General features: G+C 63.9%; 20 protein-coding genes. 5 read left to right on the top strand and 15 right to left on the bottom strand.

Annotation, left to right across the window (positions count from 1 at the left end):
- Positions 1 to 187: 187 nt before the first annotated feature.
- The 10 genes from G8E03_RS03935 to G8E03_RS03890 all read right to left on the bottom strand — a co-directional run bounded on the left by G8E03_RS03935 (position 188) and on the right by G8E03_RS03890 (position 9,131).
- Positions 188 to 841 carry a spermidine synthase gene (locus tag G8E03_RS03935; protein WP_166188898.1) on the bottom strand — a complete coding sequence of 218 codons (654 nt, stop codon included), beginning with the start codon at positions 839 to 841 and terminating at the stop codon, positions 188 to 190.
- Between the two features lie 30 nt (positions 842 to 871).
- Complete coding sequence (locus G8E03_RS03930; RefSeq protein WP_166188896.1) at positions 872 to 1,876, bottom strand: LLM class flavin-dependent oxidoreductase; 1,005 nt, start codon at positions 1,874 to 1,876, stop codon at positions 872 to 874.
- A 51-nt stretch (positions 1,877 to 1,927) separates the two neighbouring features.
- Positions 1,928 to 2,785, bottom strand: a complete 858-nt coding sequence (locus tag G8E03_RS03925) for an SDR family oxidoreductase (protein WP_166188894.1) — start codon at positions 2,783 to 2,785, stop codon at positions 1,928 to 1,930.
- 52 nt (positions 2,786 to 2,837) lie between these two features.
- On the bottom strand, positions 2,838 to 3,863 hold the full coding sequence (queG, locus tag G8E03_RS03920; protein ID WP_166188892.1) for a tRNA epoxyqueuosine(34) reductase QueG: 1,026 nt from the start codon (positions 3,861 to 3,863) through the stop codon (positions 2,838 to 2,840).
- Entirely contained in the window at positions 3,863 to 4,528 is a 666-nt protein-coding gene (gene fzlA / locus G8E03_RS03915) for an FtsZ-binding protein FzlA (protein ID WP_166188890.1), read from the bottom strand. Before fzlA ends, queG begins: the two co-directional genes overlap by 1 nt.
- Before the next feature lie 96 nt (positions 4,529 to 4,624).
- Positions 4,625 to 5,290, bottom strand: coding sequence for a monofunctional biosynthetic peptidoglycan transglycosylase (gene mtgA, locus G8E03_RS03910; RefSeq protein ID WP_166188887.1), 666 nt, complete (start codon positions 5,288 to 5,290; stop codon positions 4,625 to 4,627).
- A 19-nt stretch (positions 5,291 to 5,309) separates the two neighbouring features.
- On the bottom strand, positions 5,310 to 6,137 hold the full coding sequence (locus G8E03_RS03905; RefSeq protein ID WP_166188884.1) for an extensin-like domain-containing protein: 828 nt from the start codon (positions 6,135 to 6,137) through the stop codon (positions 5,310 to 5,312).
- Positions 6,134 to 7,141 (bottom strand): L,D-transpeptidase family protein, encoded by a 1,008-nt coding sequence (locus G8E03_RS03900; protein ID WP_240910416.1) that lies wholly within the window; start codon positions 7,139 to 7,141, stop codon positions 6,134 to 6,136. The genes G8E03_RS03905 and G8E03_RS03900 overlap by 4 nt, the downstream gene beginning before the upstream one ends.
- Positions 7,142 to 7,206: 65 nt before the next feature.
- Complete coding sequence (locus tag G8E03_RS03895; RefSeq protein ID WP_166188882.1) at positions 7,207 to 7,476, bottom strand: hypothetical protein; 270 nt, start codon at positions 7,474 to 7,476, stop codon at positions 7,207 to 7,209.
- Complete coding sequence (locus tag G8E03_RS03890) at positions 7,473 to 9,131, bottom strand: NAD+ synthase (protein ID WP_166188879.1); 1,659 nt, start codon at positions 9,129 to 9,131, stop codon at positions 7,473 to 7,475. Before G8E03_RS03890 ends, G8E03_RS03895 begins: the two co-directional genes overlap by 4 nt.
- Before the next feature lie 245 nt (positions 9,132 to 9,376).
- Here G8E03_RS03890 and G8E03_RS03885 point away from each other — a divergent pair, with 245 nt between their 5' ends.
- Positions 9,377 to 10,816 (top strand): MORN repeat-containing protein, encoded by a 1,440-nt coding sequence (locus G8E03_RS03885; RefSeq protein ID WP_166188877.1) that lies wholly within the window; start codon positions 9,377 to 9,379, stop codon positions 10,814 to 10,816.
- Between the two features lie 144 nt (positions 10,817 to 10,960).
- On the opposite strand, the gene G8E03_RS03880 is transcribed toward G8E03_RS03885, so the two are convergent.
- Both G8E03_RS03880 and G8E03_RS03875 read right to left on the bottom strand, forming a co-directional pair.
- Positions 10,961 to 12,262 (bottom strand): lytic murein transglycosylase, encoded by a 1,302-nt coding sequence (locus G8E03_RS03880; RefSeq protein ID WP_166188875.1) that lies wholly within the window; start codon positions 12,260 to 12,262, stop codon positions 10,961 to 10,963.
- 65 nt (positions 12,263 to 12,327) lie between these two features.
- On the bottom strand, positions 12,328 to 14,376 hold the full coding sequence (locus G8E03_RS03875) for a transglycosylase domain-containing protein (protein WP_166188872.1): 2,049 nt from the start codon (positions 14,374 to 14,376) through the stop codon (positions 12,328 to 12,330).
- A 302-nt stretch (positions 14,377 to 14,678) separates the two neighbouring features.
- Between G8E03_RS03875 and G8E03_RS03870 the strand changes: the two genes are divergently transcribed.
- Together G8E03_RS03870 and G8E03_RS03865 are read left to right on the top strand one after the other, a co-directional pair.
- Complete coding sequence (locus tag G8E03_RS03870; RefSeq protein WP_166188870.1) at positions 14,679 to 15,017, top strand: P-II family nitrogen regulator; 339 nt, start codon at positions 14,679 to 14,681, stop codon at positions 15,015 to 15,017.
- 43 nt (positions 15,018 to 15,060) lie between these two features.
- Positions 15,061 to 16,377 (top strand): ammonium transporter, encoded by a 1,317-nt coding sequence (locus tag G8E03_RS03865; protein WP_166188867.1) that lies wholly within the window; start codon positions 15,061 to 15,063, stop codon positions 16,375 to 16,377.
- 134 nt (positions 16,378 to 16,511) lie between these two features.
- Here G8E03_RS03865 and G8E03_RS03860 read toward each other — a convergent pair whose 3' ends face one another.
- On the bottom strand, positions 16,512 to 17,351 hold the full coding sequence (locus tag G8E03_RS03860) for a helix-turn-helix domain-containing protein (RefSeq protein ID WP_166188865.1): 840 nt from the start codon (positions 17,349 to 17,351) through the stop codon (positions 16,512 to 16,514).
- A gap of 133 nt (positions 17,352 to 17,484) precedes the next feature.
- Between G8E03_RS03860 and G8E03_RS03855 the strand changes: the two genes are divergently transcribed.
- Complete coding sequence (locus G8E03_RS03855; protein ID WP_166188863.1) at positions 17,485 to 17,736, top strand: DUF2061 domain-containing protein; 252 nt, start codon at positions 17,485 to 17,487, stop codon at positions 17,734 to 17,736.
- Here the strand turns inward: G8E03_RS03855 and pgi are convergent.
- Together pgi and nadC are read right to left on the bottom strand one after the other, a co-directional pair.
- Complete coding sequence (pgi, locus tag G8E03_RS03850) at positions 17,724 to 19,313, bottom strand: glucose-6-phosphate isomerase (RefSeq protein WP_166188860.1); 1,590 nt, start codon at positions 19,311 to 19,313, stop codon at positions 17,724 to 17,726. The genes G8E03_RS03855 and pgi overlap by 13 nt on opposite strands.
- Entirely contained in the window at positions 19,310 to 20,179 is an 870-nt protein-coding gene (gene nadC / locus G8E03_RS03845; RefSeq protein ID WP_166188858.1) for a carboxylating nicotinate-nucleotide diphosphorylase, read from the bottom strand. The genes pgi and nadC overlap by 4 nt, the downstream gene beginning before the upstream one ends.
- Before the next feature lie 41 nt (positions 20,180 to 20,220).
- On the opposite strand from nadC, the gene G8E03_RS03840 reads away from it, so the two are divergent.
- Entirely contained in the window at positions 20,221 to 20,676 is a 456-nt protein-coding gene (locus tag G8E03_RS03840) for a GAF domain-containing protein (protein WP_166188855.1), read from the top strand.
- Positions 20,677 to 20,792: the final 116 nt, after the last annotated feature.

The raw sequence follows: 20,792 nt of genomic DNA, 5'->3' as shown, positions 1-20,792 counted from the left end.
CCGCAGATTACGGCTATATTATTTTCATCAACGCGATGTGGTACGCCACTAGCACACCCCTGGTTTCGGCTGGGGGTTCGTTGTTTTTAGCCTCTATTTTTCCAACTTGCCAGCTAAATCCATTAGGATATAGCGTTGTTATCAAGTCAAAATAGCAGTCAGCAATTGAACTAATATTTTTGTTTGTTTAATTACTCACCCCAACCCAAATCACATGCCGCGCCCCGCGCTTTCTCCCGGCGCGCACCCCAATCTCCTCCACCGCAAACCCCGCCGCCTGCATCCGTTTCGCAAATCGCTTGTCGGGATGGGCTGACCAGATGGCCAGCACGCCGCCGGGGGTGAGGGCGGAGCGGGCCGCGTGGAGGCCGGCTTCGCTGTACAACTCGTCATTGTCCGCGCGGGTCAGGCCGTCCGGTCCGTTGTCCACATCCAGCAGGATCGCGTCATAGCCTCCCCCCTCCATGAGGCGGGCGACGTCGCCCAGCCGGACCTGCACCCCTGACAGGCAATCGCCGAAGACGGGCTGCATATGCTCGGTCGCCCAGCGGATCAGTTGGGGCACGATCTCGGCCACCTCGATCCGCGCGTCGGGGGCGACCTGTTGCAGGGCGCGCAGGGTGAAGCCCATGCCCAGACCGCCGATCAGGACCCGTGGGGCCGCGCGCCCCAACCGCTCCATGGCCAGTGTCGCCAGCGCCTCCTCAGACCCGGACAGGCGCGAGTTCATCAACTCGTTCCCGCCCTGCAGTCGGATGGAAAATTCCGTGCCGCGCTGGAACAGCCGCAACACCTCCCCCTCGGGCGTGGTGGCGGTGTCGAGCAGTTTCCAAGGCAGCATGGCGCATTCCTTTCAGATATGCGCCCCGGTCTACGCTGCCTGCGACTGGGCCTGCAACTCCGCCAGAACCTCACCCGCGATCTGGAACGAGCGGATTCGCGCCGCGTGGTCGTGGATCATGCCCGTCACCATCAACTCATCCGGTTTGAACGTGTCGATCAGGGTGGCCAGTTGCCGCTTGACCGTTTCGCGCGATCCGTTGGCGGAACATCCCAACATCTGGTTCACCTGCCCCATCACCGCGGGCGGCACCTCTGACAGATCATGCGTCGGGCGCGGCAGCCTGCCCGGTCGGCCCGTGCGCATCCGCGCGAAGGAGAGGATTTGCGAGGAGCGCAGATACTCCGCCTCCGCGTCCGTCTCCGCCGCGCAGACGCCCGCCGCCATCATCGCGTAGGGTTTCGCCAATGTGGCCGAGGGACGGAAGGTCGCGCGGTAGGTCTCCAACGCCTGCTCCAGCATCGCGGGTGCGAAATGCGAGGCGAAGGCATAGGGCAACCCCAGATAGGCCGCCAGTTGCGCCCCATACAGGCTGGAGCCGAGGATCCAGACCGGCACATGCGTCCCCGCCCCCGGAACGGCCTGCACCTGCGCCCCGGCGGGCGGGTCGCCCAGATAGCCGATCAATTCCTGCACATCCTGCGGGAAGCTGTCCTCCGGTGCCATGTGACGCCGCAGCGCCCGCGCGGTGGGCATGTCGGTGCCGGGCGCGCGGCCAAGGCCGAGGTCGATGCGGTCGGGATACAGCGTGGCCAGCGTGCCGAATTGCTCCGCGATGACCAGCGGCGCGTGATTGGGCAGCATGACGCCCCCGGCCCCCACGCGAATTGTCTGCGTCGCGCCTGCGACATGGCCGATCACAACCGAGGTGGCAGCCGATGCGATGCCCGGAATATTGTGATGTTCCGCCAGCCAGAAGCGGTGATAGCCCGAGGCCTCCGCCGTCTGGGCCAGCTTGACGGTGTTGGACAGGGCGGTCGCGATGGTGTCCCCTTCGGGCACGGGCGACAGGTCCAGCAGGGAAAAATGGTGCATTGAAATCTCCGATCCGGGTTTCCCTTCAGATAGGAGACGCGGGGGCTCCTATCAATGCGCGGCCCCCTCCCGCACCAACAGATCAGCGAGGCCGGCGCGATAATCGGGATATTTCAGTACGACGCCGAGGTCGCGCTTGATCCGGTCGTTCCGCACCTTCTTGCTCTCAGCGTAGAAGCTGCGGGCCATGGGGGTCATCTCGGCATCCTCGATCCGCACAGCTTCGGGCACGGGCAGGTCGAGCAGGTTTGCGGCGTGGGCGATAACCTCCTGCGGGGGGGCGGGATCGTCGTCACAGACATTGTAGATCGCACTCCTTTCGCAAGCATCGGGATCGGGCCGCGCGATGGAGGCGGCGAGCACCTGCGCGATATCCTCGACATGGATGCGGGAGAAGACCTGCCCCGGCTTGATGATCCGCCGTGCGGTGCCGGCGCGAACCTTGACAAACGGGCCGCGACCGGGGCCGTAGATCCCGGCGAGGCGGAAGATATGCAACGGCAAGCCCAGTTCCGCCCACGCCCCCTCCGCCCTGACCCGCGCGCGCCCGCGTTTCGTGGCAGGCTTCAGCGCGGAGGATTCGTCCACCCAGTCACCGCCCCGGTCGCCATAGACCCCCGTCGTGGACAGATAGCCCACCCACTGCGCCGGGGCGTGGCGCAGGGTATCGGCATAGGCGTCCAGCACCGGATCGCCGTCACCTGGCGCCACAGAACTCAGGATATGCGTCGCCCCCAGGATCAGTGGCGACAGATCGGTGCCCGGCCAGACGACTGCCTCCAGCCCCTCGCCACGCAGGGCCGCGGCTTTTTCCTCGGTCCGGGTGGTGCCGATGACGCGAAATCCGTCGAGCTGGGGAACCAGCGCGCGGGCGGAAAATCCGTGGCCGATGGACAGGAGCGTTTTCATGGGTGCACCTCGTGGCAGGGAGGGGAGCCTCCACCGGGGATAACTGGAAATCTCACGATGACAACCTTTGCATGGCCCAGCGGGCGGCGTCTGCAACGGCGGCGTCGGGATCGTCGGTCAGCGCCTGCGCGCAGCGCCGCAGATCGGGGCGGGCGGAATTGCCGATGGCATAGAGCACGTTTCGCACGAACCGATCCCGCCCGATCCGCTTGATCGGGGAGCCGGAGAAAACTTCGCGAAATGTCGCATCCGTCAGTTGGGCCAGATCGTCGAGGCGCGGTGCCACCAGTTCCACCCGCGCCCAGTAGCCGGCATCGCGCGCGTCCTGCGCGAATTTGTTCCACGGACACACGGCCAGGCAATCGTCGCAGCCATAGATGCGGTTGCCCATCTTTTCGCGCAGGTCCAGCGGCACCGGCCCCTTATGCTCGATCGTCAGGTAGGAGATGCAACGCCGCGCATCCAGCCGGAACGGCGCGGGAAACGCATTGGTCGGACATATGTCAAGGCAGGCGGTACACGATCCGCATTTCTCGATCTCGGGCGCGTCACGCTCCAGTTCCAGCGTGGTGAAGATCGAGCCGAGGAAGAACCAGTTGCCAAGCTGACGGCTGAGCAGATTGGTGTGTTTGCCCTGCCATCCCAGCCCCGCCGCCTGCGCCAGCGGTTTTTCCATCACCGGGGCGGTGTCCACGAAGACCTTGATCTGGCAGCCGGATTGCTCGACCAGCCAGCGGCCCAGACGCTTTAGCCGTTTCTTGACCAGATCGTGGTAATCCTTGTTGCGGGCATAGACGCTGATCGCGCCGATTTCCGGCTGCTCCAACAGGCCAAGCGGGTCCACGTCAGGGGTATAGGGTTCGGCCAGCATGATGACGCTGCGCGCCTCGGGCCACAGGGTCGCCGGGTTGCCGCGCCATTCCGCACGGTCCGCCATCCAGGCCATCTGGCCGTGCATATCCTCGGCCAGGAACTGCCCCAGACGGCCCGCCGCCTGCGGGATCGCGTCCGGCGCGCACACGCCCATGCGCGCAAAACCCTGCGCCTCCGCCTCGGCCCTGATCCGGGCCGCGTCCATCAGAAATCCAGATCGGCGTAATGCGGTGGTGGTGGCATTCCCGGCACCGCATCGGCCAGAATCGCGCGAAAGGCCGGACGCGACTTGATGCGCGCGTACCAATCCTTGACGTTATCCGAGCGGCCCCAGTCCACATCGTCCACGTAATCGAGGCACGAAAGATGCGCCGCCGCCGCGAAATCCGCGATGGTCAGCGTATCGCCCGCCAGCCAGCGCCGCTGGTCCGTCAGCCAATCCAGATAATCCAGGTGGAACTTGATGTTCGACACCCCCTCGCGGATTCGCGCGCTTTCGGGATAGCCGGATTTCTTGAGCTTTTTCGTGACCCGTTCGTAGAGCAGATTGACCGTCACCTCATGATGGAACTTGTCGTCAAACCAGTTGGCCAGACGGCGTGCCTCCGCCCGCTCCGCCGGGGTGTTGGGCAGCAGCTTCGGCTCCGGCACGGTTTCATCCAGATATTCGCAGATCGCGCCGGAATCGCTGAGCGTCAGGCCGTCGATTTGCAGCACGGGAACCTGCGACGCCGGGTTGAGAAGCAGAAATTCCATCCGCCGCTCCCACGGTTTTTCCTCTACCAGCTCCACCTCGATACGCTTTTCAGCGAGCACGAGCCGGACCTTGCGGGAGAATGGCGACAACGGGAGGTGGTGCAATCTACGCATGATGACTTTCGGGGTATGACACTGCGCACAGGTATGCCCGCACCCGTGGGGGGGCATCAACACCCGCGATGCAATTCCTGCGCGAAATCTTTGCCCTTACCCTTCCCCCAGGCACGCCAGACCGCCATTCGCGCGCAGGGTTGCCGCGCCACCCGCGATGGCACGGCCCCGGTCGCGCACGAAATCCGAGGGGCGGGCCGGGTCACGGGTGCGTGGCGCGGGCAGAATCGCTGCGATGCGCGCCGCCTGCGTCGGGCTGAGATCGGCGGCGGACACGCCGAACCAGTGATGCGCCGCGGCCTCCACCCCGAACACGCCCGGTCCCGTTTCCGCCACGTTGAGGTAGACCTCGACGATCCGCCGTTTGGGCCATGTCGCCTCGATCAGCAGGGTGATTGCCGCCTCCAACCCCTTGCGTGTCCAGCTTGCGTCCTGCCAGAGGTAGACGTTCTTGGCCACTTGCTGAGAGATGGTGGAACCGCCACGCCGGCGTTCATCCTGCATCGCATCGCGGATCGCCTGCATGTCCAACCCGAAATGCGTGCAGAACCGCGCGTCCTCCGCCGCGAGGACGGCGGCGGGCATCGGGCCGGACCGCTCGAAATCCACCCAATCGCGCTGCATCCCCCCCTGCGCGCGCCACTGAACCAGTTGCGTATGCGTAATCGGAGGCACGACCCATCGGCCTGCAATCACGATGAGGGCAGCGAGCAGGAACAGGCGCAGCGTCCAGCGCAGGACAAATCGGAACAGGCGTTTCATGACCTCTTGCTAGCGACCTTTACTGGCAGAGGCGATAGCCCCCGTTCCGCTGTGCGATATCCATATGCAGGTGGTCGGCATGGGCCGCGTTGGCCCCCGGTCCCAGAACGGTCGTGAAATACAGGCAGGACGTGGCCCGTACCGCACGTTGGAAGGCCTCCTCGATGGTGTGGTCGTCCATGCGCGGCTCAACCGGGATTGGGTCGCCCTCCTCGAACTGGAACGACATGATGTCGATCGCGTTGCCGAAGGCGTGTTCGGACAGTTTTCCGGTGGGCAGGTTGTTGCGGCGGCGACAGGTATAGCTGCCCCCTAAGGCCATTGCGGTCAGCCTGCTGCGGGTGCTCAGAACCTCTGCCGCCGGAACCACGTGTTGCGCGACCCACTGTCCCAAGGCCGCCGCTGTTTCGCATCGCACGGTCGCGGTGGGGCGTAAGTGGACCCCCGGAACGATCTCGCTGACGATGACGGGCCGCGCGATACCGCAATCGGCATCATCGGCGGTAATGGCGGCGTCCTCTACAGTGAACACGGTGCCAAGGGACGCAAGCTGCGCCGTGCAGGCCGCGAAGGTGGCATTATCCTCCATCAGTTGCAGGTACATGCCCAAGTCGCGCGGCGGCTCCTCTGCCTCCACTTCCTCGCTGTCCCCGGCATCGGCCAGGCTTTCGGATAGCGGGCTTTCAGAAAGGGGGGCTGTGTTTTCGGGCAGCAGGTCGTCCAGGCGGTCCTCCGGATCGGGGCGCGGTTCGGGCATGGGGGCCGTTTCCGGCGGCGGCGTATTGTCCAGGTCCTGCGCCGCGACAGGCAGGGCCAGAAGGCTGCTCAGCAAGATGACGCGGATCATTCGACGAATTCCACTTCGATACCGGTATCAACCATATGGGCCAGTTCACGCGCGTCCCAATTGGTCATCCGGACACATCCGTGCGACGCCTCTTCGTACAGTTTGGCAGGGCTGGCGGTGCCGTGGATTCCGTAGGTCGGCTTGCTCAGGTCGATCCAGACCAGTCCCACCGGGCCATTGGGGCCGGGCGGCAGGATCAACGGTTCGGTGTTGTCGTCCTGCTGAAAGTTCACATCGGGGCGGTAGGTATAGTTCGGCTCGACCGCCACGGCGTCCACCCTATGCAGACCACTGGGTGAGGGCAGCGTGCGCGAGCCCACGGCGACCGGGTAGGAGGCTACCACCCCACCCTGCCCATCATAGGCCCGCAGGCGACGCTCGGAAATCTCGATGCGCGCGACCTCTTCCTCCAGCGAGGGGCCGGGGTCCACGACGGTAATCGCTTCGCCCTGGGTGAACGTCGCATCGGGGTTCAGGTCGCGCAGGAAATCCTCATCCATGTGAAACCGCTCGGCGATCCCCTCGGCCACATGCTCGAACCCCAGCCAGTCCAGCTGTGCCTTTCGCGCGTAATCGTCGGGCAGGTCAGGCGTGATCTGCGTATCCTCGTGCGTGATGACATAGGTCATCGTGATCCCGGTCGCCATGCTGCCACCGAGGCCGATCCAGACTTCCTCATCCAGCAAGCCGTCCACGATCAGCCCCTCACGGTGTTCGTAAGCACGGATGGCACTTTCCGACATGGCTCCCTTGTAGCCGTCGATGATACCGGGTGAAATTCCGGCGCGGTCCAGCAAAACCTGCACCCTGACCGTCAGCGCCGATTGGCCGTCGGCCAGGGGCGCGCCCGTAAATTGCGCCGCCTCAATCTCCTCCACCGTGGGGGTCGCCGGCATCGACGAGGCCTGTGCGGTCACCGCTTGTAGAGTGGCCGTGTGGGTGGGGGCCGCCAGCACAGGGCCGACCGGGGTCAGCGATGCCAGGAGCAAGGGAATATGGCGCATGAAAACCTCATCACATTGAAATGCCGTGATGAAACGCGCCGAGCGTCCTGAACGATCCATCCCTGTCAGTGGTCGCGGTCGTCCAACCCTGCCATGAACCGGATCACCGGATTGCGCTGCGCCTGATCGGTCGTCACACCGACCCGCAGGGCCCAGCGTGCGCATACCGGAAACAAAATGCCGATAAAGGCCGTGACGACAGCGATCGAACCGAACCCCTGAAACAAGGCATTCGCCAGCGCATTTGCCTCCCGCGACCACCAGATCAACCCCAGCGCCGCGATCGGAACCGAAACCGCGATCACCGCCAGGCTGATCCGGGTGCGCCGCCTCATGCCGAACGCCAGCGATTCGCGATGGGATACCGCCGATCCAGCCAGAAGGCCCGTGTGGTCAGTCGCGTTCCGGGGGCGGACTGGAACCGCTTGTATTCCGCGATGTAGAGTAGGTTCTCGATCCGCTTGACCGTTTCCAGATCATGCCCGGCGGCGACGCAATCCCCGACAGACTGCTCCCCCTCGATCAGACGTTCCAGGATATCGTCGAGCACTTCGTAGGGCGGCAGCGAATCCTCGTCCTTCTGATCCTCACGCAATTCGGCGCTGGGTGGTTTGTCGATGATGCGGGGGGGGATCACCTCCCCGCCATTGCCCTTCATCCACGCGGGATCGTGGTTGGCGTTGCGCCAGCGGCACGTGTCGAACACCCGCATCTTGTACAGGTCCTTCAGCGGATTGTAGCCGCCCGCCATGTCGCCGTAGATCGTGGCGTAGCCCACCGCGACCTCGGACTTGTTGCCGGTGGTCAGCAGCATCTCACCGAACTTGTTGGACAGCGCCATCAGCAACAGGCCGCGCAATCGGGACTGGATGTTCTCCTCCGTCAGGCCGGGCTCGGTTCCTGCGAACAGCGGCGCCAGAGCCTCCGTCACGGCGGCGCGGGGGCCATTGATGGGAACGTAGTCGTAGCGGCAGCCCAGCGCCTTGGCGCAGGCCTCCGCATCCTCCAGCGAATGGGGCGAAGTGTATTCCGAAGGCAGCATCACGCAGCGCACATTGTCCGGTCCCAGCGCGTCGGCGGCAATGGCCGCGGTCAGCGCTGAATCGACACCGCCGGACATGCCCAGCAGCGCCTTCTTGAACCCGGTCTTGGCGAAGTAGTCGCGCACGCTCTCGACCATGGCGCGGTAATCCAGTGCGTAATCGCCGGGCAGCGTGATCTTGTCATCGCTGATGCAGCGCACGCCGTCCGCGCCGCGCGCGAACTCCACCGTCTGCACCACCGCATCGAATGCCGGCATCAGCACCGCCAGCGCACCGCCGGGGTTCAGCACGAAGGACGTGCCGTCGAACACCTGATCGTCCTGACCGCCCACCATATTCAGATAGGCCAGCGGCAGACCGCTTTCGACCACGCGGGCGACCATGTGGTTCATCCGCCGTTCATGCTTGGCCCGATGATAGGGGGAGCCGTTGGGAACGAACAGCATCTCCGCGCCGGATTCCTCCAACGTTTCGGTTGGGCCGACATGCCAGGCGTCCTCGCAGATCGGAATGCCTATGCGCCAACCCCGGATCGCGACGGGGCCTTGTGGCTCAGCCGGGTGATAGACACGTTTCTCATCGAAGACGCTGTCATTGGGCAGCGCCTGCTTCTTGACGACGGCGGTGACCTTGCCCCCGTCCAGAATCCAGTAGGCGTTGTAGAGGTTGGTGCCCTCGACATAGGGCGCGCCGATGCCCAGCGCGGGGCCGCCCGCCAGTTCATGCGCCAGCGCCTCGACCCGCGCCATCACATCCTCGACGAAGGCGGGTTTGCGGCCCAGATCCATCGTTTGATAGCCGGTTGCGAACATCTCGGGCAGCGCGACCAGATCGGCGCCTGCACGCGCACCGGCGGCATGGGCCTGACGCGCCTGCGCGATGTTGCCCGCCAGATCGCCCACCACGGGATTCAGTTGCGCCAGCGTCAGTCTGAACGTATCGGCCATGTCGCATTCCATCCCGCAATTTCGCATCTACAGGGCCGCATATCGCGTGCGGGCCTGCCCGTGCAAGTCCGCAGCCCGACACGTGCGCCGCCCTGATCCGGATATGGCCCTGAAATGGCGCTGACATTGCCCGAATCCATTGTTGTCAGGTTCCACCGTTGGACATACTGTCCGGGGCAACAGGCCGATGACGCTGGCCACAATCGTAAAGGGGCCGGGATCCGTCGATCCCGCGCATATGACAGATGAAAATACGGGTTTCGCAATTTGCTCTTGGCCTCGGGCTCGTCGCATTCGGAACGATGGCCGCGCAGGCGCAATCCGACGGATCGGTGGAGACCAAGCAATACGATACCGGCGGCGTCTATGAGGGGGAGTTCAAGGACGGGCTTCAACACGGTCAGGGCACCTACCGCCTGCCCAACGGCTACGAGTATACCGGCAACTGGGTCGAGGGGCAGATCGAGGGGGACGGCGTCGCCCAATTCCCCAATGGCTCGATCTATACCGGGCAGTTCCTCAACGGTCAGCCGCATGGTCAGGGCTCCATCGTGTTCTCGGACGGCGGCACATATGAGGGGGAATGGGTCGACAGCGTGATTTCGGGCACCGGCGTCGCGGTCTATGCCAACGAAGTCCGCTACGAGGGGGAATTCCAAAACTCCGTGCATCACGGCACCGGCACGATGGTCTCTCCCAACGGGTACCGCTACGAGGGGACCTGGGTCGATGGCACCAAGGACGGCACCGGAAAGATCACCTATCCCGACGGCGCGGTCTATGAGGGCGATATCGTGCGCGGCATACGCGAGGGCGAAGGATCCCTGATCCTGCCCGACGGGTTGAGCTATACCGGGCAATGGTCCGACAACCAGATCAACGGTGAGGGCGTGCTGACCCAGCCCAATGGCGACATCTACGAGGGCACGCTGGTCGATGGTCAGCGTCAGGGCACCGGCATCGCGACCTATGCCAACGGTGACATCTACGAAGGTGAATTCGCGGGCGACCTGCGCCATGGCACCGGCACGTTCCAGGGCATCGACGGCTACGTCTACGAGGGCGACTGGGTCGAGGGCCGGATCGAGGGTACGGGCCTCGTCCGCTATCCCGACGGCTCGGTCTACGAGGGCGAATTCCTCAACGACCTCAGCCATGGCACCGGCACCATCACCTATCCCGACGGATCGTCCTATTCGGGCGAATGGCGCGAAGGCGTGATCGAGGGTGAGGGCATCGCGAAATACGACAACGGCCTGGTCTACGAGGGGTCGTTCCTCAACGCGCGCAACCACGGCTACGGCACGATGACCTATGATGACGGCTATCAATATGCCGGCGAATGGCAGGATGGGCTGCGCCATGGCGAGGGTGTGGCCACCTATGCCGACGGCACGATCTACACCGGCACCTTCGTGAACGGGCAGCGTGAGGGCGAGGGCACCATCACCATGCCAGACGGCTTCGAATACGTTGGCGGTTGGGCCGCTGGCGAAATCGACGGACAGGGCACCGCCAAATATCCCAACGGCGACCTGTACGAAGGGTTCTTCGTCGCCGGTCAGCGTCAGGGACGCGGCCTTATGACCTATGCCTCGGGCGAAACCTATGACGGCTATTGGGTCGAGGGGGAACAGGCCACCGTGGACGAGGCCGAGGCCGCAGGCGTTTCCGTCCAGAACTGATCCCCACGATTGACGCGAAAGGGCCGCCCGACCGGGGCGGCCCTTATCGTTTCTAGCTATGCCTCAAGGTTCCAGAACATCCCGCCGCAGGCATCTTGTTGAAAGATGCGCCTCCGGCGGGGATATTTTGGGAAAGTGAACCGCTCAGCTGGCCGCGCGCAACTGCGCCAGCAACCGGTCCGAGGCATATCCGTCCGGCACCAGACCGTTCGCCGTCTGGAACCGACGGATCGCCGCCTGTGAGTTCGGGCCGATCAGGCCATCCGTGCCTTGCGTGTCATAGCCCAGCGCGGTCAGGCGCTGCTGCACCTCTCGCCGGTCGCTGCGCGTCAGGGGCAGCACATCCTGCGGCCAGCTCGCCTGGACACCGGGCCCGCCATAGATGCGGTCACCCAGCAAGCCGATCGCCAGGGCATAGCTGTCCGAATTGTTGTACCGCTTGATCACGTTGAAGTTCGGATAGGTCAGGAACACCGGTCCCCCGGCGCCAGCAGGGGCCAGCAGTGCCGCCGCGCCGTGATCGGGCAGTGCCGCGCCGCCATAGGTTCGCACGCCGACCTCGTTCCAGAATACGGCTGGCCTGCGGACGTTCGGATCGACCAGTGTCCAGTTGAAACCGTCCGGCAGACGGACCTCCATCCCCCAGGGCTGACCGGGGGTCCACCCCTCCTGCCGCAGGTAATGCGCGGCGGAGGCGAGCGCGTCGGTCGGATCCTCCGCCCAGATGTTGCGCCGCCCGTCCCCGTCAAAATCCTGCGCATAGGCGTGGAAGCTCGACGGCATGAATTGCGTGTGCCCCATGGCACCGGCCCACGACCCGACCAGTTCCGAAGGCCGCGCGTCGCCGTCCTGAACGATGCGCATGGTTGCGATCAACTCCCGCTCCGCCCAGTCGCGGCGCCGCCCCTCGAACGCCAGGGTCGCCAGTGAAGCCGCCACCGGGAAATCACCGCGCACCGCGCCGTAGGCTGTCTCCATTCCCCAGATAGCGAGGAAAGCGCGGGTGTCGGTGCCGTATCGCGCCTCGATAGCGCGCAGAGTTTCGGCGCGGGCCGCAGCTTCACGTTGTCCGTTGGCGACGCGTGTATCCGAAACGGCGGTGTCCAGATATTCCCAGATCGGGCGGACAAATTCCGGTTGCGCGCCGTCCAGTTCCTCGACCCGGCTCGACGGCTCGATCCCGGCCATGGTCGCGTCGAAGACCTGGGGCGTTATGCCCTCGTTCAGGGCGCGGGTGCGAAACTCCGCCCGCCACTGCGCGAACGATGCCGCTCGCGCCTGACGCTCCGCCAGCGGCTCACGCGGTTGTGGGGGGGTGGCTGTCATGACCGCACCCGAGGTTTGCGCTGTGGCGTTGCCGGTTGGCCCGCCGCATCCCGCAACAAAGGCCGCACTGGCCAACAGGGCGATCCGCCAGCCGTTCGTTCGCACGATATCCCTAGGCATTCCAGTCGCTCGCACCGTGTTCGCCCGCATGTTGTCACTCCATTGAAATACATAACTCTATCAAATCAATTGCCGCCCAGCAGGCCGCGCAGCAAGCCTTCGACCACGTCACCCAGGTTCTGATCCACCTGGCGGATCGTCCTTTCGATTTGGCCGCCGCCCTGATTGCCGCCACCCTGATTGCCAACCGAAGCGGTCGGTGGGGGCGCTTGCGGCACAAAGGGCACCACCACGGGCAAGGTCGATGGCGGCAACCCCTCATGCACGTTCTGCATCGTCCGCTTCCAAATTTCGGCGGGCAGTCCGCCACCCGTCACACCCGTCAGGGGCGTGTTGTCGTCATATCCCATCCAGACGCCGACAACATAATCGCCCGAGAAACCGATGAACCACGCATCGCGCGCCGCGTCCGTCGTGCCGGACTTTCCCGCGACAGACCGGTCGCCCAGTGCTGCACGGTTGCCGGTTCCGTAAGGTGCCTCGATCACCTGGCTCATCATCCAAGTCACATAGCCGGCCGTCCGCTCCGAGATCGCGCGGTGGCCCAGTTCGGGCGCGGCGGATAACAGGACGTCGCCATCATGCCTTAGACGAACCTGCGTCAGCCCGTATGGTTCCGCCCGACGTCCCCGGTTGAGGAAGGTGGCATAGGCCCCCGTCAGATCCAGCAAGGTCGTCTCGGATGCGCCCAGCGCCAGTGCAGGGCTGTTGGTCAGGTCGCTGTCCAGGCCCATTTCATGCGCGGTCTGGATGACCTTCTCACGCCCTGTCTGCTCGGATACGCGCACGGCGACCGTGTTGGTCGAACGGGCAAGTGCCTCGCTCAGGGTAATCGGTCCGCGATAGGTGCGGCTGTAGTTCTGCGGGCTCCACGCGCCCGATCCCGGAATATTGATCGTCAGCGGCGCATCGTTGATGCGATCGCTGGGGTCCATCCCGGCCTCGATCGCGGCGGCGTAGACGAAGGGCTTGAACGCCGATCCGGGCTGCCGCAACGCCTGCGTCGCCCGGTTGAAAGTGCCTGCCCCCCCGATTGCGCGCCCGCCGACCATACCGCGAACGGCCCCGTCCGCGCTCAGAACCACGATGGCCGCCTGCGCCTCGGACCCGTCACGAACAAGGTCGTCAAAGACGGAGACCAAGGCCCGTTCCGCGCCGCGCTGAATGGCGGGGTCGAAGGTGGTGGCGATCTCCACATCCTCACGCGAGTCCTCGATCAGAAATTCGGGCCCGTCCTCCATCACCCAATCGGCGAAATAGCCACCGGCGCGGCGCTGCGCCTCCGCGCTCAACACGGCGGGGTTGTTGCGGGCCTGTGCGTATTGCGTATCGTCGATATAGCCCTGATCGTGCATCAGCCGCAGGATGACCTGACTGCGGTTCTGCGCCCGCGACAGGTCGCGCGTCGGCGCGAAGCGACTGGGCGCGGTCAGCAATCCTGCAAGCATGGCGGATTGCGGCACGTCCACCTGCCGGGCACTGATGCCGAAATAACGTTGTGCCGCCGCCTCGAACCCATTGGCCGAGGCCCCCAGATAAGCCCGGTTCATGTATATGGAGAGGATCTCCTCCTTCGAATAGGCCAGCTCCAGCGCCAGGGCGTAGGGGATCTCCAGTATCTTGCGACGCCACGTCGTCTCATCGCTGAGGAAGACCAGCTTCGCGACCTGCTGCGTGATGGTGGAGCCGCCATGCCCCTGCAACGGCCCGCGCCCCTCGCTCATATTGATGCGGATCGCACCGACAATGCCGCGCGGGCTGATGCCCAGATGTCTGTAGAACCGCTTGTCCTCGGTCGCGATGACCGCGTTGATCAGGTCATCGCTCATCTGCGAGGCCCTCACCACCCCGCCCTGCTCACCCCGCCACGCGAAAATCTCGCCGTTACGGTCCAGCATGGCGACCGAGCCGCGTTCGCGCCCGTCCAGCAATGTCTCCGCCGGGGGGAGCTGCATGTAGAAATAGAGCACGACCACAGCAGACGCCAAGGCGACCAGCCCGAGCAGGCGCAGGACGATTTTTCCGATCAGCCGGAACGCACCTCCGAACAGGCGGGACAGAAAGGGTTTGCGCGCGCGCTTTCGTGTCGAAGGCTTGGTCTGTTTGCTGCTCATAAGTCCGTGTTTATCCGGGAGGGTGTGAATTCCTGTTCTCGTCAACCTAATACGTGCGCTGGGAATTGCGAAGGCGTCCTTACCGTTCTGGACGGCAAAGTTGCGTTTGCGGTTTGCCTAATTTTTGATCGGCAATTTTTTGCTGATGTTTTTTTGCGCAGATTTCTGCCGTTCATTTGAACGTCGCCGTTTCCGGATGGCGGATTTCCGCTGGCCACAGGCAAAACAGCGCCTCCGATGAAGTTGGCACGGTTCTTGCATATTGATCCCCGACGACTACAGATCAACAACGAGGGATCGCAATGAAGCTCATCATCGCCGTCATCAAGCCTTTCAAGCTGGAGGAGGTGCGCGAGGCGCTCACCACCATCGGCGTGCAAGGGCTCATGGTATCCGAAGTCAAAGGCTACGGCCGCCAGGCGGGACACACCGAAATCTATCGCGGCGCGGAATATGTCGTGAATTTCGTGCCAAAAGTGAAGTTGGAGATGGTGGTCGAAGACTCCATCGCGGACAGGGCCATCGAAACCCTCTCCTCCACCGCCAAGACCGGCAAGATCGGCGACGGCAAGATCTTCGTGCTCGATGTCGAGCAGGCCATTCGCGTGCGCACCGGTGAAACCGGCGCCGACGCCATCTGAACCAGATTCGATCTGACCAGACTACAAGAGGGACCAGACAGAAATGACCAAATTGCTTAAACTCGGTGTCGCGGGGGCCACGACCCTGCTGTGCGCCACGCCCGCGCTGGCACAGGATGCCGCCGCCGATCCCAGCCCCTATATCCTGACCACGCTGCTGTTTCTCGTCGGCGGCTTTCTGGTGTTCTGGATGGCCGCGGGCTTCGCGATGCTGGAGGCCGGCCTCGTCCGGTCCAAGAACGTCACGACGCAGCTGACCAAGAACATCTCGCTGTTCGCCATCGCGTCGATCATGTACTGGCTCGTCGGGTTCAACCTGATGTATCCGGGCGACGCCTGGACCGTCGCGGGTATCGTCGGCGCGTTCTTCCCCACCGCGTTGGAGCCTGTGGGCCTTGCCGCGGCGGATGCGACGCTCGACTATGCCTCCGTCGGCTCCGACTTCTTCTTCCAGTTGATGTTCTGCGCCACCACCGCGTCGATCGTGTCCGGCACATTGGCCGAGCGGATCAAGCTGTGGCCGTTCCTGATCTTCGTGGTCGTGCTGACCGGCTTCATCTATCCGATCGAGGCATCCTGGCAGTGGGGCGGCGGTTTCCTGAGCGAGATGGGCTTCTCCGACTTCGCAGGCTCGACGCTGGTCCATGCGGCAGGCGGCTTCGCGGCGCTGGCCGGTGCACTGATCCTCGGCCCGCGTATCGGCAAGTACGGCCCCGACGGTCGGGTGGTTCCGATGCTCGGCTCCAACATGCCGCTGGCAACGCTGGGTACGTTCATCCTGTGGCTCGGCTGGTTCGGGTTCAACGGCGGTTCGCAGCTGGCCATGGGCACCGTGGGTGACGTGACCGACATCTCGCGCATCTTCGCCAACACCAACATGGCAGCTGCCGCAGGTGCGGTCGTCGCCCTGATCCTGACGCAAGTCGTCTATGGCAAGGTCGATCTGACCATGGTGCTGAACGGCGCGCTGGCCGGTCTGGTGTCGATCACGGCGGAGCCTCTGGCCCCCTCGCTGTTCATGGCGCTGATCGTTGGCGGTATCGGTGGCGTGATCGTGGTGTTCACCGTTCCGATGCTAGACAAGCTGAAGATCGACGACGTGGTCGGTGCCATCCCGGTTCACCTGATTGCCGGCATCTGGGGCACCATGGCCGTGCCGCTGACCAATGACGGGACCAGCTTCGTGACGCAGGCGATTGGCGTCATCTCCATCGGTCTGTTCGTCTTCATCGTCAGCTACATCGTCTGGACAATCCTGAAGGTCACGATGGGCATCCGCGTCGATGAGGAATCCGAGATCGTAGGCCTCGATGCGACCGAAATGGGCATGGAAGCCTATCCCGAATTCACCAAGGGCTAAGCCCCGGTGCCCGTGCGGCGGCCCGCGCCGCCGCACGGAAACTTTCCCCGAGTGAACTTCACCAGAGGTTCATTTCCAACTGACCCGGCGCATCAGCGTCGGGTCTTTTTTATTAGAACATGCGGAACGCCAGTTCAGGCCATCAGCCCGCGAATATGCCCCGGCACATCGCGCGCGTCCACCACTGCCGACCGCACCAGCCAGTCGAAATGCGCGGTCAGGGATTTCACCCGTTCGACCTCACGAAACGCCAGATAGCATTGCCCGACATAGACCACCGCCAGATTCGGCCCGAAGACCGTGACGGGTGAGCTGAAGACCTTGCGTGCGTCGAACAGGAAGATCCGCAATCGCGGCAGCATCCGCTCGCAATGATCGGCGAGGAATTCCAACTGCTCGAACCGCATGTCCCTGTCCGCGTCGCGGTAATAGGAGGTGCCTGCCGCACAGGCCTCGATCTCATGCAGGGGGATGGCGATTTCGTAATCGTACACCCCCTCCGACAACAAAGCGCGCTGGTCGCGCATCGCTGTGAAGGCCTCGGGTGTCTGCCGTTCCGCGAAGGAGGCATATTCCCACCGCAACATGCGTTCCGTTTTCAATATGTCAGGCAGGGTCGCGGGAACGTGGCGGACCTTGTAACCGGCGGCCTCCTGATGCCATTCCAGCAACTGCGCATCGGCGGAGCTACGCTCAGCCGGGCTTAACGACATCGCGGCGGCGACAATGTCGCCTGGGGTTTCCGGCCTGTTTGTCAGCCCCAGCAGCCAATCGGTGCTGACGCTCAACACGTCGGCCACGTCGGCCGCCAGTTGGGCATTGGGCAGGCGCGGATGATCGTCCTTGAGCAGTTGCCCGATGGTCGAGCGATCCACCTGCGTGGCGCGCGACAATCCGCTTTTCGTTATGTCTGCCCGCAGCATCGCCTGATGCAATCTATCGCGGAAGATCGCTGCGCGCTCACGCTTGTCCATTACGGTCCACTTTGCAGATAAAATACAGCATTACAGAGATTACGCAGCAAACTCACCAAATGTCCAACCCGGCGAAGCTGCGATAGCCAGTGCCTGAAGAAACCCACGCCTGAAGAAACTAAGGAGACCCACCATGGACAGCACGATCAGACTCTTCACCAAGGCAATAACCTGGCAAGCCGCCGGACTGGTGTCGATGATGCTGATCGGCTTCCTGTTTACCGGATCGCTGCTAGCGGGCGGCGGCATCGCCATCGTCGGGTGCGTGGTCGGGTTCATCGCGTATTTCGTGCACGAGATGATCTGGTCCAGAATCGCATGGGGGCGAGGATTGCCCCCCGCCCCCACATCGGTTTCCGGTGCGGCCTCGACTCACAATCCGTGATAATGCGCCAGCGGGCCGGACAGGGCCTCATCCACCATATCGGGTGAGAATCGCCCCTCCACATGCGGCAGCATGTCGGTGGCCAGAACCTTGCCCAGTTCCACACCCCATTGGTCGAAGCTGTTCACGCCCCAGAACACCCCCTCGGTAAAGCAGCGCGCCTCGGCCAGTGCGATGATCCGGCCCAGGGTGCGCGGCGACAGCTCGCGGTACATCAGCAGGGTCGAGGGGCGGTTGCCGGGGAAGGTGCGATGCGGTGCCAGTTCGCGCGCCTCGACCGGGCCCATGCCGCCCTCGATCATCAGATCCTCGGCCTCCTTCTCAGACCGGCCATAGGCCAGCGCCTGCGACTGGGCGAAGCAATTGGCGATCAGGATCTTCTGCATATGCTCGAATCCCTCGGCCACGGGCTTGGCGGCGATCATGAATTCCAGCGGTTGCGGCGTCGGGCTTTGATGCAGCATCTGGAAATAGGCGTGCTGGGCGTTGGTTCCTGCACTGCCCCACACGACGGGGGAGGTGGCGACATCGACCTCATCCCCCTCAACCGTCACGCGCTTGCCGTTGGATTCCATGTCGAGCTGTTGCAGATATTGCGGCAACGTCGCCAGCCGGGTGTCATAGGGCACGACGCAGCGGGTCGGATACCCACAGCCATTGCGATGCCAGACCCCGACGCACGCCATCAGCACCGGCAGGTTCTGCCCCAGGGGCGCGGTGCGGAAATGCTCGTCCACTTCATGCGCACCGGCCAGAAACTCACCGAATTTCTGCGGGCCCAGCCCGATCATCAGGGGCAATCCGATGGGCGACCAGACGGAGAACCGCCCCCCGACCCAATCGGCAAAGCCAAAGCACCGCTGCGCCGGAATGCCGAACTGCTCCGCCGCCGCGTCGGGCTTGGTGGTCAGGGCGGCGAAATGCACGCTGGCATCCGCAACCTCATCCTGCATGCGGGCCAGCGCCATCTTGGCGGTTTCCATCGTCTCGATCGTGCCGAAGGATTTGGAGGCGATGATGAACAATGTCCTGCTCAGATCGCAGGTTTGAAACACCTGGTTCAGCGCGGCACCGTCCACGTTCGACACGAAATGCAGGCGCGGCCCGTCCATGTCCGCGACCAGCGCCTCGGCCACCAGAACGGGGCCGAGGTCAGAGCCGCCGATGCCGATATTCACCACATCGGTGAACGCCCCGGCGGCGGCGGCGTATTCCCCCGCCCGCACGGCGTCGGCAAAGGCATAGCAGGCCGCGCGGCTGTCCAGCACCGTCGCGGCGATATCCTCGTCATCCGCCATCATCCGGGTGCCCTCGGGCATGCGCAGCGCGGTGTGCAGGACGCGCCGCCCCTCGGTGACGTTGATCTTCTCACCGGAATACATCGCCTCGCGGATTAGCTCGAACTCCCGCTCCTCCAGCATGTCGAACAGGCCCTCACGGGCATCGTCCGTCATCTGGGTCCGGGAATAATCGAACAGCATGTCGTCGAACGTGGCGGAAAACCCCAGGAACCGGTCCTCATCCTGCAATTCCGCGATGGTGGGACCGAAGGTCGCCTTCAGTTCATTCCAGTTCATCCGTTCACTCCAAGCTTGATATCCAGGCCGATGTCCAGCGTACCTGCCGCCATCGTGATTTTCGAGGTCGAGATATAATCGACACCGGTTTCGCCGATGGCGCGTATGGTGTTCAGATCGACATTGCCCGACGCCTCCAACACCGCGCCACGGCCCATCGCCACGGCCTCTCGCAGGGTATCGGTATCCATGTTGTCGAGCAGCACGATCGTCGCGCCCGCATCCAGTGCGGCGCGGAACTGATCCAGCGTATCGACCTCGACCTCCACCGCCATCAGATGCCCGACATAGCCCTTGGCGCGGGCCACGGCCTGCGCCACACCGCCGCAAACCGCGATATGGTTGTCCTTGATGAGGATGGCATCGTCCAGACCGTAGCGATGCGAGGTTCCGCCGCCGCAGCGCACGGCGTATTTCTCGAACGCGCGCAGGCCCGGTGTTGTCTTGCGCGTGCACACGACCCGCGCATTTGTGCCCTGCAATTCGGCCACGAAACGCGCGGTATGCGTGGCGATGCCCGACATGTGCATCAGGAAGTTCAGGGCCACCCGTTCCGCCCCCATGACGGACCGGCCGTTGCCGGTGATCCGGGCGATGTCCTGTCCGGCCTGCACGCGATCGCCATCCGCGACCAGCGCCTCGAACTGTGTGCTGGCATCCAGCGCCGCGAAGGCCGCGCGCGCCACGTCCAGCCCCGAAACGATGCCGTCCTGCCGTACGTTCATCACAGCCTCGGCCCGGATATCGGGCGCGATCGTGGCGAGTGAGGTTACATCCCCCGCCTGGCCCAGATCCTCCAGCAAGGCGGCCTCAACCGCGTTGCGCAGCAGGGGCGCGGGCAGAACGGGCAGGTACGGCTTGCGCATCGAAACACCTCATGTTGTCTGGCAGTACGAAGGAGATCGCGATGCACCCCAGATATCACGAAGTACATGCCGCAATCACGTCCCTGTGTGAAGGGGAAGACGACCCCATCGCCCTGATGGCGACCGTGACGTGTGAGTTGCATCACCATTTCGCGCATTTTCACTGGACCGGCTTTTACCGGGTCGTCGGCGCGGATGTGCTTAAGATCGGGCCCTATCAGGGCGGGCACGGCTGTCTGGTCATCCCGTTTTCCCGTGGCGTCTGCGGTGCGGCGGCCCGTTCGGGGCAAACCCAGCTTGTCTCGGACGTAGAGGCGTTTCCCGGCCACATTGCCTGCGCCGCCAGCACCCGCTCCGAAATCGTCGTCCCGGTCTATTCCTCCGGCAGGCTGATCGCGGTGTTCGACGTGGACAGCAATGATCCCGATGCCTTTGACGAGGATGATCGCGACGCACTCGAATCGATTCTGGCGGAGGTTTTCGGACCGCTGCCCTGACTGGCTTGCTGGAGGTTGAAAACTGGCTGCGACCATAGATTGCGCAGCGCGCATTGTTTGTGAATTTTTCTTGCGTGGGCAGAATTTCATGCTATATCTCTTCGCAGATGCAGCAG

Source organism: Pontivivens nitratireducens, from assembly GCF_011290545.1.
GTDB classification, from domain to species: Bacteria; Pseudomonadota; Alphaproteobacteria; order Rhodobacterales; family Rhodobacteraceae; genus Pontivivens; species Pontivivens nitratireducens.
The sequence above is the reverse complement of the archived record's forward strand: the minus strand, read 5'-3'. Positions and strand labels throughout refer to the sequence as shown.

Coding starts and splice junctions, on each gene's coding strand:
- nadC (WP_166188858.1), bottom strand. CDS start 20,179: ATGCGCAAGCCGTACCTGCCCGTTCTGCCCGCGCCCCTGCTGCGCAAC.
- G8E03_RS03895 (WP_166188882.1), bottom strand. CDS start 7,476: ATGAGGCGGCGCACCCGGATCAGCCTGGCGGTGATCGCGGTTTCGGTT.
- G8E03_RS03935 (WP_166188898.1), bottom strand. CDS start 841: ATGCTGCCTTGGAAACTGCTCGACACCGCCACCACGCCCGAGGGGGAG.
- queG (WP_166188892.1), bottom strand. CDS start 3,863: ATGGACGCGGCCCGGATCAGGGCCGAGGCGGAGGCGCAGGGTTTTGCG.
- fzlA (WP_166188890.1), bottom strand. CDS start 4,528: ATGCGTAGATTGCACCACCTCCCGTTGTCGCCATTCTCCCGCAAGGTC.
- G8E03_RS03900 (WP_240910416.1), bottom strand. CDS start 7,141: ATGCGCCATATTCCCTTGCTCCTGGCATCGCTGACCCCGGTCGGCCCT.
- G8E03_RS03870 (WP_166188870.1), top strand. CDS start 14,679: ATGAAGCTCATCATCGCCGTCATCAAGCCTTTCAAGCTGGAGGAGGTG.
- G8E03_RS03880 (WP_166188875.1), bottom strand. CDS start 12,262: ATGCCTAGGGATATCGTGCGAACGAACGGCTGGCGGATCGCCCTGTTG.
- G8E03_RS03905 (WP_166188884.1), bottom strand. CDS start 6,137: ATGATCCGCGTCATCTTGCTGAGCAGCCTTCTGGCCCTGCCTGTCGCG.
- G8E03_RS03860 (WP_166188865.1), bottom strand. CDS start 17,351: ATGGACAAGCGTGAGCGCGCAGCGATCTTCCGCGATAGATTGCATCAG.
- G8E03_RS03855 (WP_166188863.1), top strand. CDS start 17,485: ATGGACAGCACGATCAGACTCTTCACCAAGGCAATAACCTGGCAAGCC.
- pgi (WP_166188860.1), bottom strand. CDS start 19,313: ATGAACTGGAATGAACTGAAGGCGACCTTCGGTCCCACCATCGCGGAA.
- G8E03_RS03840 (WP_166188855.1), top strand. CDS start 20,221: ATGCACCCCAGATATCACGAAGTACATGCCGCAATCACGTCCCTGTGT.
- G8E03_RS03930 (WP_166188896.1), bottom strand. CDS start 1,876: ATGCACCATTTTTCCCTGCTGGACCTGTCGCCCGTGCCCGAAGGGGAC.
- G8E03_RS03925 (WP_166188894.1), bottom strand. CDS start 2,785: ATGAAAACGCTCCTGTCCATCGGCCACGGATTTTCCGCCCGCGCGCTG.
- G8E03_RS03890 (WP_166188879.1), bottom strand. CDS start 9,131: ATGGCCGATACGTTCAGACTGACGCTGGCGCAACTGAATCCCGTGGTG.
- G8E03_RS03875 (WP_166188872.1), bottom strand. CDS start 14,376: ATGAGCAGCAAACAGACCAAGCCTTCGACACGAAAGCGCGCGCGCAAA.
- mtgA (WP_166188887.1), bottom strand. CDS start 5,290: ATGAAACGCCTGTTCCGATTTGTCCTGCGCTGGACGCTGCGCCTGTTC.
- G8E03_RS03865 (WP_166188867.1), top strand. CDS start 15,061: ATGACCAAATTGCTTAAACTCGGTGTCGCGGGGGCCACGACCCTGCTG.
- G8E03_RS03885 (WP_166188877.1), top strand. CDS start 9,377: ATGAAAATACGGGTTTCGCAATTTGCTCTTGGCCTCGGGCTCGTCGCA.